At 61.8% G+C, this 13183-nt stretch carries 14 protein-coding genes; 9 read left to right on the top strand and 5 right to left on the bottom strand.

Annotation, left to right across the window (positions count from 1 at the left end; genetic code table 11):
- Positions 1-178: 178 nt before the first annotated feature.
- The 5 genes from clpX to WBB85_RS23335 form a co-directional block, all read right to left on the bottom strand.
- Positions 179-1447, bottom strand: a complete 1269-nt coding sequence (clpX, locus tag WBB85_RS23355; protein WP_432640956.1) for an ATP-dependent Clp protease ATP-binding subunit ClpX — start codon at positions 1445-1447, stop codon at positions 179-181.
- Positions 1448-1579: 132 nt separating this feature from the next.
- A complete protein-coding gene (locus WBB85_RS23350) occupies positions 1580-2209 on the bottom strand; it encodes an ATP-dependent Clp protease proteolytic subunit (protein ID WP_432640955.1) in 630 nt (209 codons plus the stop codon).
- A 184-nt stretch (positions 2210-2393) separates the two neighbouring features.
- Entirely contained in the window at positions 2394-3698 is a 1305-nt protein-coding gene (locus WBB85_RS23345) for an MATE family efflux transporter (protein ID WP_432640954.1), read from the bottom strand.
- Entirely contained in the window at positions 3691-4206 is a 516-nt protein-coding gene (locus WBB85_RS23340; protein ID WP_432640953.1) for a PaaI family thioesterase, read from the bottom strand. The genes WBB85_RS23345 and WBB85_RS23340 overlap by 8 nt, the downstream gene beginning before the upstream one ends.
- On the bottom strand, positions 4203-4652 hold the full coding sequence (locus tag WBB85_RS23335) for a PaaI family thioesterase (protein WP_432640952.1): 450 nt from the start codon (positions 4650-4652) through the stop codon (positions 4203-4205). Before WBB85_RS23335 ends, WBB85_RS23340 begins: the two co-directional genes overlap by 4 nt.
- 98 nt (positions 4653-4750) lie before the next feature.
- On the opposite strand from WBB85_RS23335, the gene WBB85_RS23330 reads away from it, so the two are divergent.
- From WBB85_RS23330 to WBB85_RS23290, 9 genes are all read left to right on the top strand, one after another.
- Complete coding sequence (locus tag WBB85_RS23330) at positions 4751-5896, top strand: putative manganese transporter (protein ID WP_432640951.1); 1146 nt, start codon at positions 4751-4753, stop codon at positions 5894-5896.
- 65 nt (positions 5897-5961) lie between these two features.
- Positions 5962-6333, top strand: coding sequence for a MerR family transcriptional regulator (locus WBB85_RS23325; protein WP_432640950.1), 372 nt, complete (start codon positions 5962-5964; stop codon positions 6331-6333).
- Positions 6334-6561: 228 nt separating this feature from the next.
- Complete coding sequence (locus WBB85_RS23320) at positions 6562-6939, top strand: MerR family transcriptional regulator (RefSeq protein WP_432640949.1); 378 nt, start codon at positions 6562-6564, stop codon at positions 6937-6939.
- Positions 6940-6956: 17 nt separating this feature from the next.
- Positions 6957-8732 carry an acyl-CoA dehydrogenase C-terminal domain-containing protein gene (locus tag WBB85_RS23315; protein ID WP_432640948.1) on the top strand — a complete coding sequence of 592 codons (1776 nt, stop codon included), beginning with the start codon at positions 6957-6959 and terminating at the stop codon, positions 8730-8732.
- A gap of 89 nt (positions 8733-8821) precedes the next feature.
- Positions 8822-9034 (top strand): hypothetical protein, encoded by a 213-nt coding sequence (locus tag WBB85_RS23310; RefSeq protein WP_432640947.1) that lies wholly within the window; start codon positions 8822-8824, stop codon positions 9032-9034.
- A 267-nt stretch (positions 9035-9301) separates the two neighbouring features.
- On the top strand, positions 9302-9943 hold the full coding sequence (locus WBB85_RS23305) for a glutathione S-transferase family protein (protein ID WP_432640946.1): 642 nt from the start codon (positions 9302-9304) through the stop codon (positions 9941-9943).
- Between the two features lie 12 nt (positions 9944-9955).
- Positions 9956-11167, top strand: a complete 1212-nt coding sequence (locus WBB85_RS23300; protein WP_432640945.1) for an acetyl-CoA C-acetyltransferase — start codon at positions 9956-9958, stop codon at positions 11165-11167.
- A 2-nt stretch (positions 11168-11169) separates the two neighbouring features.
- A complete protein-coding gene (locus WBB85_RS23295) occupies positions 11170-11643 on the top strand; it encodes a cupin domain-containing protein (protein WP_432640944.1) in 474 nt (157 codons plus the stop codon).
- Positions 11640-13183: 3-hydroxyacyl-CoA dehydrogenase NAD-binding domain-containing protein (locus WBB85_RS23290; protein WP_432640943.1), on the top strand; the 1544-nt coding region annotated here is incomplete at its 3' end. The genes WBB85_RS23295 and WBB85_RS23290, both read left to right, overlap by 4 nt.

Below are 13183 nucleotides of genomic sequence, written 5' to 3'. Positions count from 1 at the left end.
TTGCCCATCACTGACCCCCATATCTGCCATACAGACAGGGAATCACAGATCAAGCATCGGGGGAATCCTGAATCTCGAAAACCGCAACACGCTCTAAGCATCCGATCCCGAACAAAAAAGTTCGAGATCAGCTTCAGGGCAAACCCGAACCACCATAGGGACCAAGGCCCCAGGCGTGTCAGCCCGCCGTTGCGGTCTTTTCACCCTTGGTATCGGCGTGGATCAGAAGCGGCTTTGCGCCGGAATCGACGGCCTCTTCGTTGACCACCACTTCCTCGACCGAGTCCATGCCGGGCAGTTCAAACATGGTATCGAGGAGGATATCCTCCATGATCGAGCGCAGGCCCCGCGCGCCGGTCTTGCGCTTGATCGCGCGTTTGGCGATGGCCGACAGTGCGTCAGCGGTAAAGGTCAGCTTCACGCCCTCGATATCAAAGAGCCGCTGATACTGCTTGACCAGCGCGTTCTTCGGCTCGGTCAGGATCGTGACCAGCGCATCCTCATCCAGATCTGTCAGCGTCGCCAGAACCGGCAAACGGCCGACGAATTCCGGGATCAGGCCGAATTTCAGCAGGTCTTCAGGCTCAAGCTCTTTGAACAACTCGCCGACATTGCGGTCATCGGGGGATTTGACCTCGGCGCCAAAGCCTATGGCCGATCCCTTGCCGCGCTGCGCGATGATCCGGTCAAGCCCGGCAAAGGCCCCGCCGCAGATGAAAAGGATGTTCGTCGTGTCGACCTGCAGGAATTCCTGCTGCGGATGCTTGCGCCCGCCCTGCGGCGGCACCGAGGCCACGGTGCCTTCCATGATCTTCAGCAGTGCCTGCTGCACACCCTCGCCCGACACGTCGCGGGTGATGGAGGGATTGTCGGACTTGCGGGTGATCTTGTCGACCTCGTCGATATAGACGATACCGCGCTGCGCGCGTTCGACATTGTATTCGGATGCCTGCAGAAGCTTGAGGATGATGTTTTCGACATCCTCGCCGACATAGCCCGCTTCGGTCAGCGTCGTCGCGTCGGCCATGGTGAAGGGCACATCAAGGATACGCGCCAGCGTTTGCGCCAGCAGCGTCTTGCCGCAGCCCGACGGGCCGATCAGCAGGATGTTCGACTTCGCCAGTTCGATATCGGCCGATTTCGCCGCATGGTTCAGGCGCTTGTAGTGGTTGTGGACGGCAACCGACAGAACCCGCTTCGCATGTTCCTGCCCGATCACATAATCGTCCAGCACCTTGCAGATATCGCGCGGCGTCGGCACGCCGTCGGATGACTTCAGCCCGGTGGATTTCGTCTCCTCCCGGATGATGTCCATGCACAGCTCGACGCATTCGTCACAGATGAACACGGTCGGGCCCGCAATCAGCTTGCGCACCTCATGCTGCGACTTTCCGCAGAAAGAGCAGTAGAGTGTGTTCTTGCTGTCGCTGCCTGAATTGTTCGCCATCGTCACCCTCTGCGGCCTGTTTACTCGCGTCCGTCGTCTATTTGGCTGCCCTTTTGGACAAGATTAGGGCAGCCAAGGGGTCATCACAATGCCAAAATACCTGACCCCGATCACGGTTTCAGGCCGGCGATGTTACATCTTGTCTTCTTCACCGGTGCGCGCCGACAGAATTTCGTCGATCAGGCCCCAGTCCTTGGCCTCTTCCGGCGACATGAAATTGTCGCGTTCGAGCGCCGCTTCGACCTTTTTCACCGCCTGCCCGGTATGCTTGTGATAGATCTCGTTCAGGCGATCCTTCAGCTTCTGGGTCTCTTGCGCGTGGATCATGATATCCGTCGCCTGACCCTGATAGCCGCCTGACGGCTGGTGAACCATGACGCGGGAATTCGGGAGAGAGAATCGCATGCCCTTTTCGCCCGCCGTCAAGAGAAGCGAGCCCATCGAGGCCGCCTGCCCGATCACCAGCGTCGAGACCTTCGGCCGGATATATTGCATCGTGTCATAGATCGAGAGACCCGATGTCACCACGCCACCGGGCGAGTTGATATACATTGCGATCTCTTTCGACGGATTTTCCGCCTCAAGGAACAGAAGCTGGGCGCAGATCAGCGTCGACATACCGTCATGGACCGGGCCGGAGAGAAAGATGATCCGCTCCTTCAGGAGGCGCGAAAATATGTCATAGGCCCGTTCCCCGCGCGAGGTCTGTTCGACCACCATCGGCACAAGGGTGTTCATGTAGATGTCCAATGGGTCTTTCATGCTCGTCCGCCTCTCGCTGTTCCCTCGGCCCATGCATACGCACGGAACCTTGACCAAGTCTTAGTGGCGCGTTTCGGGGGCTGCAAGGGCTGGCGCGCCCGAAGCGTACCGATCCCGCCGGGGCCCGGGAACTGGATCGCGCATGTCGGCCGAAACAAATCCGCGCCTGCACCGGCAATGACGCTCAGGCAGCCGCCTGCTCGGCCCGCCGGTAGAACGCACCCATCGTGACCCCGCGCGCAACATTCAGCACCATGAGCGCCGCCCAGAGCCCGTGATTTCCCAACATCTCCGGCAGCGTCATCAGCGCCGCAACATAGATCACGACCGAAACCAGCATCGCATTGCGCATCTCGCGACTCAGCGTCGCACCGATGAAGATGCCGTCAAACATCCAGCTGGCGATACCGATCGCAGGCGCGAGGGCGACCCAGAACAGATAGGACCGTGCCGCATCGCGCACATTCGGTTCGGTGGTCATCAGGTCGATAAGCGCGGGCCCGGCCAGCCAGAAGGCCAGCCCGAGCGCGACCGCTCCGCCCACACCCCACTGGCTGGTCAGGACCGAGGCCCTGCGGACCGAATATGCGGATCGCGCCCCCACCGCCTGCCCCACCAGCGCCTCGGCCGAAAAGGCGAACCCGTCGAGCCCGTAGGCGGTGATTTCAAGAAACTGCAACAGGACCTGATTGGCCGCCAGCGTCACGTCGCCAAAGGCGGCACCGAAGAAGACGAAGCTGACAAAAGCCCCCTGCAACAGGACCGAGCGCAGCATGATATCGGCGTTGACCTGCATCATGCGCTTGATCCGCGCCCGGTCAAAGACACGGCCCCAGTCGCACCACTGACCGCCCGCGAAGGCCGGGCGGCAAAGCCAGAGGCCAAGCGCAAGGCCGGTCCATTCGGCGATCAGCGTGGCGACGGCCACCCCTTCCACCCCCCAGCCGAAGCCGAGGACGAAGAGGAAATCGAGCCCGACATTCAGCCCGTTCATCCAGAGTTGCAGCACCAGCACGCCCTTGGTGCGCTCGACCGCGATCAGCCAGCCGGTCACGGCGTAAAGCGCGATTGTCGCGGGCGCGCCCCAGATGCGGATCTGTAAGTAACCCCGCGTCAGCGCCTCAACCTCATCCGAGGCGGGCGCAAGCAGGAAGGCACCGTGGAAGAGCGGCACCTGCAGCAGCATAAAGGCCAGCCCGCCGGCAAAGCCGATCATCAGCGCCCGCATCAGGATCGCGCCGGTCTCGGCCGGGTCCTTCGCGCCGTGCGACTGCGCGACAAGGCCCGAGGTGCCCATGCGCAAGAACCCGAAAACCCAGTAGATCGCCGCCAGGATCACCGCGCCGACACCGACCGCACCGATCGGGGCCGCCTGCCCCATCTGCCCGACCACACCGGTATCGACGGCGCCAAGAAGCGGCACCGTGGCGTTCGACAGCACGATGGGCAGCGCGATCTTCAGAACGCGCCGGTGGGTAATCTCATCCATCCCGACGGCCGGGCATCAGGAAATGCCCCGTCCCTTGGGCGAAAAGCCTGCTGCGATTGTCCTGCCAGGCCTCGACATGCACGCTGGCATAGCGCCGCCCCGAGCGGTTGACCCGTGCCCGCGCATAGGCATCGCGCGGCAGGCCGGTGCGCAGGTAATCGACGGTGAAATCGATGGTCTTCGGCAGGCGCGGCAGATGCGCCGGATCCAGCGTCTTCGGATCGAGCCGCCCGCTTTCCATCTCTTCCCAGATCAGCGACCAGGAAAGTTCGATGATCGCCGCGACCTCAAGGAAGGCCGCCGTCACCCCGCCATGGATCGCGGGCAGCAGGGGATTGCCGACAAGTTTTTCGTCGAAAGGCAATACGGCCGTCAGCTCATCGCCCCGTCGTTCGAATTCGATGCCAAGGAACTGGATATAGGGCACCCCATGGGCGATGGCCTTCAAGGCGGCATCGCGGCGTTCCTTCACGACCTGTACCGGCTCGGGCTTGCCGCGCTTGGTCATGGTTTGCCCTCCGCCTTCGGGCCGCGCGCGCGTTCCAGCGTGAAGGCCCCGGTCGCTGTCGCCACCGGCAGCGCGCTGTCCGCATCATGGGCGGTGGCGCGAACGAAAGCGACCGAGCGGGTGACGTGATAGCATTCGGCCCGCGCCGTGATCCGGTCGCCGGGCTTCGCGGGCCGCATATAATCAATGCGCAGGTCAATTGTTGCAGTTCCGACGGCACCCGTCGAATGGCTCATCACCGCCGCGCCGCCGCAGGTATCCATCAGGGCCGACACCGCCCCACCATGAATGACCCCAGTCTGCGGATCGCCGACAAAACGCGCATCATAGGGCATCGAGATCACCGCCACCCCGTCCTCAAGCGTTTCCAGCACCATGCCAAGCGCCCGGCTATGTGGGATCGCCTCGATGAACTGCCGCGCGGCACTGCGTTTCTTGTCATCCATGGTCCGGGTTCCCTTCCGGCCCGATTTATTGGCCCTTGCCAATTTCGCCGCAAGTGCTATCTTCTGCAATTGATAATAGTTCGCAATTGCAGAGAGCCATGCACAATACCAACGCCGCCACCCCCGCCCTGCCAGAGATCGGACTTGCCCGGTTCGGCCAATTCCGGCCGCGTCGGCTGCTTCTGGTCGCAGCCCTTGTCGCTTTGGCTGTGGCGCCGGGTGAGCTGGGTGCACTGACCCGCAGCCTGATGCAGGACGCCTTCGTGCAGGTTTCGGCCTTTGTCGCTGCGACCTTGTTGCTGTTTTACGGGCTGGAGAAGCTCTTCCGCTTCGATATGGGTGTCGCCATGGGCAAGGCGCGTGGCATGCAAGTGCCGATCGCGGCGCTTCTCGGCGCAACGCCCGGTTGCGGCGGCGCCGTTGTCGTGGTGGCGGCCTATGCCTCGGGCAAGGTTTCGTTCGGCGCGGTCGTCGCCACCCTGACCGCGACAATGGGCGATGCGGCCTTCCTTTTGATCGCAACCCGACCCGATGCGGCGCTGGTGCTGCTGCCGATCCAGTTCACCGCCGGTATCCTGACAGGCTGGCTGATCGACCGTTTCGTCACCTCAGATTACCGGCCCAAGGGCGGGGCCTGCGAACTCGCCCCCCGGATCGGCAAAACCCGTCTGCGCGACTATGTATATCTTGCTGCCGCCATTCCCGGCCTGATCGTCGGCGCCGCACAGATCGGCGCGATTGAAATCAACCATGTCCTCGGCATGCCCGTCACATGGTTCGCACTTGCGGGTGTTTTTACCGGCCTCGCGATCTGGGCGGCCTCACCCGTCAATGCAATGACCAATGCCACCGATGGGCCGGTGACCCGGATGGCCGAGGAAACCGCCTTCATCTCGGTCTGGGTGATCATCGCCTATCTCGCCTATGACTATGCGGCGGCCTATGCCGGGCTCGACCTCAAGGCGATGTTCGCCTCGATCGCGCCGGTTCTGCCGCTGATTGCCGCCGCCATCGGCTTCGTTCCCGGCTGTGGACCGCAGGTTCTGGTGGCCACGCTTTATGTCAACGGCGCGATCCCGTTTTCGGCACTGATGGCCAACGCTATCTCAAACGACGGCGACGCGCTGTTCCCGGCCATCGCGCTCGCCCCGCGCGCCGCCATCATGGCCACGGTCTTCTCCACCATCCCGGCCCTGATCGTCGCTTATTCGTTCTACTTCTTCGCTCCCGGCTTTCTGAACTGAACGCGACGTTCATCCGAGTTGAATAGCGTCCAGCCTGAGGATAGGTTTTTCTCAGGAGGACGACCATGCCGGATGAGCAGATCAGCTTCAAAGAGATGTGCACGCGGTTCGACGTTACCCCCCGAACGCTGCGATACTACGAGTATATTGAACTTTTATCGCCTCTGAAGGACGGCCGCGCCCGCTTTTATGGTCCCCGTGAAGTCGCGCGGATGACGTTGATTCTGCGCGGGCGCCGCTTTGGCTTCAGCCTTGAGGAAATCCGGCAATGGCTGCTTCTGTACAACCAGAAGAGCACCAACGAACAATTCCAGGTCTTCATCGACCTGGCGAACCGGCAGCTTGGCGAACTGGAACGCCAGCGCGATGAGCTCGACAAGACGATCGACGACCTGACCAGTCTGAGAGACCGGACAGCATCCTCGATCACGGGGTGATTCCCCTCGGGTTCCATCCTGATGGCAGACGAGTAACCCACGACGGCCCCGCACAAAAATGTCGTCAGGACAGACAAAATCCTTACGACATTACGTCATCATTTCCGTGACGCCACGTTACAGTGACGTCTACGTAAGCTTCACTTGTAAGGTCCGTCGCATAAGCCAATCTGCTCTACATGACGTAACGACAACTCATGAAAGGGCCAAGTTGTGAGTGAGCAGACGATGACCATCCGCGAAATGTGCGACGAGTTCGACGTGACACCGCGCACGCTTCGCTTTTACGAATCCAAAGAGCTTCTCTATCCGATCCGCGAAGGCCAGAAACGGCTCTATACGCGCAAGGATCGCGGACGGCTCAAACTGATCCTGCGCGGCAAGCGGTTCGGCTTCAGCCTTGAAGAGATCCGCCAGCTTCTGGACCTCTACGATCCGGGCAATCTGAACATGGCGCAGGTCGCCAAGACACTCGACGTGGCGCGTCATCACCTTGCCGACATGACGCAACGTCGGGACGAACTGAACACCGCAATCGCCGAACTCGAATCCTATATCGAGATTGGTGACAAACACCTCGTCAATCCGACCCCGATAAAGCTCTAGACCCAACGGAGACCACCATGCCCAGCTACACCGCGCCGACACGCGACATTCAGTTCGTCCTGAACGAGATTCTGGACGTCGCAAACAGTGATGTGCCGGGCTATTCCGAACTGGAACCGGATTTCACCGCCGCCGTGCTGGAAGAATGCGGCAAGCTGAATTCCGCAGTCTTGGCGCCCCTGAACGTCGTCGGCGACAAGGAAGGCTGCGTGCTGGAAAACGGTGTGGTGCGGACCCCGACCGGGTTCAAGGCGGCCTTCGATCAGGTCCGCGAAGGCGGCTGGACCGGTCTCGACATGCCCGAGGAATTCGGCGGTCAGAACATGCCTTACGTCATGGGCATCGCGACGCTTGAGATGTTCGCCTCCTCCAACCAGGCCTTCGCCATGTATCAGGGCCTGACCCATGGCGCCGCCTCGGCGATCCTCGTTCACGGGTCCGATCAGCAGAAGGCGACCTATCTGCCGAAGATGGTCAGCTGCGAATGGACCGGGACGATGAACCTGACCGAACCGCATTGCGGCACCGATCTGGGCCTGATGCGCACCAAGGCAGAGCCGCAGGAGGATGGCAGCTATGCCATCACCGGGCAGAAGATCTTCATCTCGGCCGGTGAACACGACCTGGCCGACAACATCATCCACCTCGTGCTGGCCAAGATCCCCGGCGGCCCTGAAGGGATCAAGGGTGTCAGCCTCTTCATCGTGCCGAAATTCATCGTCAACGACGACGGCAGCCTTGGCGACCGCAACGCCCTTTCCTGCGGCAAGATCGAGGAAAAGATGGGCATCCACGGCAATTCGACCTGCGTCATGAACTATGACGGGGCCAGGGGCTGGCTGATCGGCGACATGCACAAGGGCATGCGGGCGATGTTCACCATGATGAACGAGGCGCGTCTGGGGGTCGGCATGCAAGGGTTGGCACAGGCCGAAGCCGCCTATCAGAACGCGGTCGCCTATGCCAGGGACCGGCTTCAGGGCCGCGCCGTCACCGGTGCGGAGAACCCCGACGGTCCCGCCGATCCACTGATCGTCCATCCCGATATCCGCCGCAGCCTGATGGATCAGAAAAGCTTCACCGAAGGGGCCCGCGCCTTCATCCTCTGGGGGGCGATGCTGATCGACAAGTCGCATCGCGCGGGCGACGCCGACGCGGAAGGCATGATCTCGCTCCTGACCCCGGTCATCAAGGGCTTCCTCACCGATCGCGGCTACGACATGACCGTGCAGGCCCAGCAGATCTATGGCGGCCATGGTTACATCGAGGAATGGGGCATGTCGCAGTTCACCCGCGATGCCCGCATCGCGATGATCTACGAAGGCGCGAACGGCGTGCAGGCGCTTGACCTTGTCGGCCGCAAACTGGCGCTGGATGGCGGCAAGCATGTGATGGCTTTCTTCGAGATGGTGAAGGGCTTTTGCAAGGAAAACGGCGATGTGGAAGGCATGGCCCCCTTCATCGAGCCGCTGAAGGCCGCGTCGAAGGATCTTCAGGCGGCGGGTATGTATTTCATGCAAAATGGCATGAAGAATCCCAATGCGGCCCTTTCGGGTTCCTACGACTTCATGCACCTTTTCGGCCATGTCTGCCTTGGCCTGATGTGGGCACGCTCGGCCAGGGCCGCTCTGGCCGCGCTCGCCGGGGGGGCATCCGACACCGCCTTCTACGAAAACAAACTGACTACCGGGCGCTACTACATGGCGCGGCAACTGCCGATGACGGCAACCCACCTTGCCCGCATCCAGTCCGGTGCCGAACCAGTGATGGCACTGCCCGCCGACGCGTTCTAAGGTCTCTGGGAGGAGACACTCACGGGACGGCCCCCGCAATTTCCGCGGGGGCCTACCTGACTGCCAGAGGCCCGGAAACCGAGGACCGAATGCCAAAACGCCTGCGCCTGACCCGCCGCTTTGCCGCCGCCATGTCAAACGACGCCTATCGCGCGCTGACGGAGTTCGCAGGAAAAGCCGAAGTAACACCAGACGAGGCCCTGACCTTCCTCTTCGAAAACTTCCGGTCGGTGACAGACAATGACGTGATGACCCACAGGCTGAGGCTCTTCAAGGCCAAGCTTGAAGAGCGGAAAGCATGAGCGGGGACGGAGAGGAAGAATGGGTATTTGGACAATGAAGAAGCAAAAAGCACGCCCCGGACATGACGCCGGCCCGCAAAGCTGGGGTGCTTCTCGTCACGACCGGGGCGGCTTCTCCATTGGCGGTCATCGGCTCCCCAGCCTGTACCGCACCATAAGGCTCACCCGATTCTGGTTAACAAAACCTTCTTCTTCATTGCTGAAATACCCCACGGGGGCGCGGGGGTGTGAAACCCCCGCTGGCGCGACATTCAATAGGGGCACGACATGACTGCGAAACTCCACTGCTTCGGCGAAAGCGGCAATGCCTACAAGGCGGCGCTGACGCTGGCACTTTCCGGGATGGACTGGGAGCCGGTCTTCGTCGATTTCTTCAATGGCGAGACCCGGACCGAGGAATTCCGAAAACTCAACATCATGGGCGAAGTGCCGGTTCTGGTGGATGGCGCCGATATCCTCACCCAATCGGGCGTGATCCAGGACTATGTGAGTTCCAAGACAGGTAAGCTCGGCGGGCGCTCGGCCGCGGAACGGCGTGACGTCCTGCGCTGGGTCTTCTGGGACAATCACAAACTGTCCAGTCAGGCCGGCATGACCCGGTTCCTGATGAACTTCCTGCCGGAAGACAAGCGCCCGGCCGAGGTCATTGCCTTCATGCAAGGCCGCTTGAAGGCCGCCTTTGCAGTTCTGAATGCCCATCTTGAGAGCCATATCTGGATGGTCGGCGATCAGGTGACCATCGCCGACATCGCCTGCTGCGGCTACCTCTACTATCCCGAACCCTTCGGTTTCGACCGCAAGGACTGGCCCAATATCGACGCCTGGCTGGACCGGATCGCCGCCCTGCCCGGCTGGAAACACCCCTATGACCTGATGCCCGGCAACCCCTCTGACCGGGCTCCGAACTGACCGGAGGACACTATGACCGAAGCCTATATCTACGACGCCGTGCGCAGCCCGCGTGGCAAGGGCCGCAAGGATGGCAGCTTGCACGAGGTCACCTCTGTGGCCCTGTCGGCGAAGATCCTGAACGCGGTGAAAGAACGCAACAACCTTGAAGGTCACGCGGTCGAGGATGTGATCTGGGGCAATGTTACCCAGGTCGGCGAACAGGGCGGCTGCCTTGCGCGGTCGGCCGTGTTGCTCTCGGACCTTGACGAACGCATTCCCGGCCTTGCCATCAACCGCTTCTGCGCCTCTGGCATGGAGGCGGTGAACCTTGCCGCCAATCAGGTGAAGGGCGGCGCAGGGTCCGCCTATATCGCGGGTGGTGTCGAAATGATGGGTCGCGTTGCCATGGGCTCGGACGGAGCGGCGATCGCCGTCGATCCGACGCTGGCGATGAAGACCTATTTCGTGCCGCAGGGTATTTCCGCCGATATAATTGCCACCGAGTATGGGTTCAGCCGCGACGATGCCGACGCATTGGCCGTCGAATCCCAGAACCGCGCGGCGGCGGCCTGGAAGGACAAGCGGTTCGCCAAGTCGATCGTCACGATCCGCGACCAGAACGGGCTGCCGATCCTTGACCACGATGAATACATGCGGCCGGGCACCGACATGCAGGCGCTCGGGTCTCTCAAGGCCAGCTTCAAGGATATGGGCGAGGTGATGCCCGGCTTCGACAAGGTCGCGCTGATGAAATATCCGCATCTGGAGCGGATCAATCATATCCACCATGCGGGCAATTCCTCCGGCATCGTCGATGGTGCCGCTGCCGTCCTGATCGGCAACAAGGAATTTGGCGAAGCCCACGGGCTGAAACCCCGCGCCCGCATCCGGGCGACGGCCAAGATCGGCACCGATCCGACGATCATGCTGACGGGCCCGGTTCCGGTGACCGAGAAGATCCTGAAGGACAGCGGCATGTCGATCAGCGATATTGACCTTTTTGAGGTTAATGAGGCCTTCGCCAGCGTCGTCATGCGCTTCATGCAGGCTTTCGATGTCGATCATGCCAAGGTCAACGTCAATGGCGGCTCCATCGCCATGGGCCACCCCCTCGGCGCCACAGGTGCGATCATCATAGGCACGCTTCTGGATGAGCTGGAGCGGACCGGCAAGGGCACCGGCCTCGCCACGCTCTGCATCGCGAGCGGCATGGGGGCTGCCACGATCATCGAGCGGGTGTGACGATGCCCGTCATCGACAAGAGCAAGGTGCCGGTCAAAACCGGCTCCATCTATCCCGAACCCTATGCCAGCCAGATGGCGGGGCGCTCCAGCCTGCGCCTCGGCGATGCGGGCGGGCTGACGCAGTTCGGTGCGAATGAGGTGATCCTCGCGCCCGGCGCGCTGTCGTCCTTGCGCCACTGGCATCACCGCGAGGATGAGTTCGTCGTGGTGACGGCGGGGACATGCACGCTGGTGCAGGATGAAGGCGAAACCACCATGCGCCCCGGCGATTGCGCGGCCTTCCCGGCGGGCGATCCGAACGGCCATCATTTCATCAACAAAACGGATGCCGAGGCGCGGTTTCTTGTCATCGGCTCCCGCATGAACCCCGAAAAAGCCACCTATTCCGATGTCGATCTGGAAGTGGAGCTGAAGGACGGCGCAGCCAGCTTCACCCACAAGGACGGCACACCCTATCAGGGAGACAGAACATGACCGATTTCACCTATGGCGTGGACGCAGACGGCGTCGCCACCATCACCTGGGACGTTCCGAACAAGTCGATGAATGTCCTCAACCTCGACAGTATGGTGACGCTCGAAGGCTTCATCGATCAGGCTTTGGCCGACGACAAGGTCAAGGGCGTGATCCTGACGAGCGGAAAGAAGGATTTCGCCGGGGGCATGGACCTCAACGTCATTGCCAAGATGAAGGAAAGTGCGGGCGACGATCCGGCGCGGGGCCTTTTTGAAGGGATCATGAAGTTCCACGGGCTGGAGCGGAAGATCGAGCTTGCGGGCATGGACCTCAAGACCAAGAAGGGTGGCAAACCCATCGTCGCCGCCCTGCCTGGCACCGCACTGGGCATCGGTTTGGAAATCCCGCTTTCCTGCCACCGCATCATCGCCGCCGACAACCCGAAGGCCAAGATCGGCCTGCCGGAAATCATGGTCGGCATCTTCCCCGGCGCGGGCGGCACGATGCGGCTGACGCGCAAGCTGGGCGCGATGGCCGCCGCCCCCTTCCTGCTGGAAGGCAAGCTGTCCGATCCGAAGAAAGCCAAGGCGGCAGGCATCATTGATGAGGTTGTGGCCCCGGAAGACCTGATGGCCCGCGCCAAGGAATGGGTCCTGTCGGCGACCGACGCCGATATCGTCAAACCGTGGGATGCCAAGGGCTACAAGATGCCCGGCGGCGCACCCTATCATCCGGCGGGCTTCATGACCTTTGTCGGCGCGAGCGCGATGGTCCATGGCAAGACACAAGGCGTCTATCCGGCGGCAAAGGCTCTGCTCGCGGCGGTCTATGAGGGCGCCATGGTGCCCTTCGATACCGCGCTGAAGATCGAGGCGCGCTGGTTCACCAATGTGCTGATGAACCCTTCTTCGGCAGCAATGATCCGGTCCTTGTTCATCAACAAGGAAGCGCTGGAAAAGGGCGCGAACCGCCCGAAGGTCGATGACCAGAGTGTAAAAAAGGTCGGCGTTCTCGGCGCGGGCATGATGGGGGCTGGCATCGCCTATGTCTCGGCAAATGCGGGGATCGAGGTCGTGCTGATCGACGCCGCACAGGACGCCGCTGACCGGGGCAAGGCCCATGCCGAGGGCATTCTCGACAAGGGCATGAAGCGCGGCAAGGTGACGGCTGAGAAAAAGGCCGAAGTGCTGGGCCGGATCGAGGCCACGACCGACTATGCCGCCCTTGAGGGCTGCGACCTGATCGTCGAGGCGGTGTTCGAGGATATGGGCGTCAAGGCCGAGGTGACCGTGAAGGCTGAGGCCGTCATCGCGGCAGATGCGGTCTTTGCCACCAACACCTCCACCCTGCCGATCTCCGACCTCGCCAAGGCATCCAAGCGGCCCGAGCAGTTCATCGGCATCCACTTCTTCAGCCCGGTCGACAAGATGATGCTGGTCGAGATCATCAAGGGGCAAAAAACCGGCGAGGTGGCGGTGGCCAAATCGCTCGATTTCGTGCGCCAGATCCGTAAGACCCCGATCGTTGTGAACGATGCCCGGTTCTTCTATGCCAACCG

Origin of the sequence: Albidovulum sp., from assembly GCF_049646345.1 — a bacterium.
GTDB lineage: Bacteria > Pseudomonadota > Alphaproteobacteria > Rhodobacterales > Rhodobacteraceae > Albidovulum.
The sequence above is the reverse complement of the archived record's forward strand: the minus strand, read 5'-3'. Positions and strand labels throughout refer to the sequence as shown.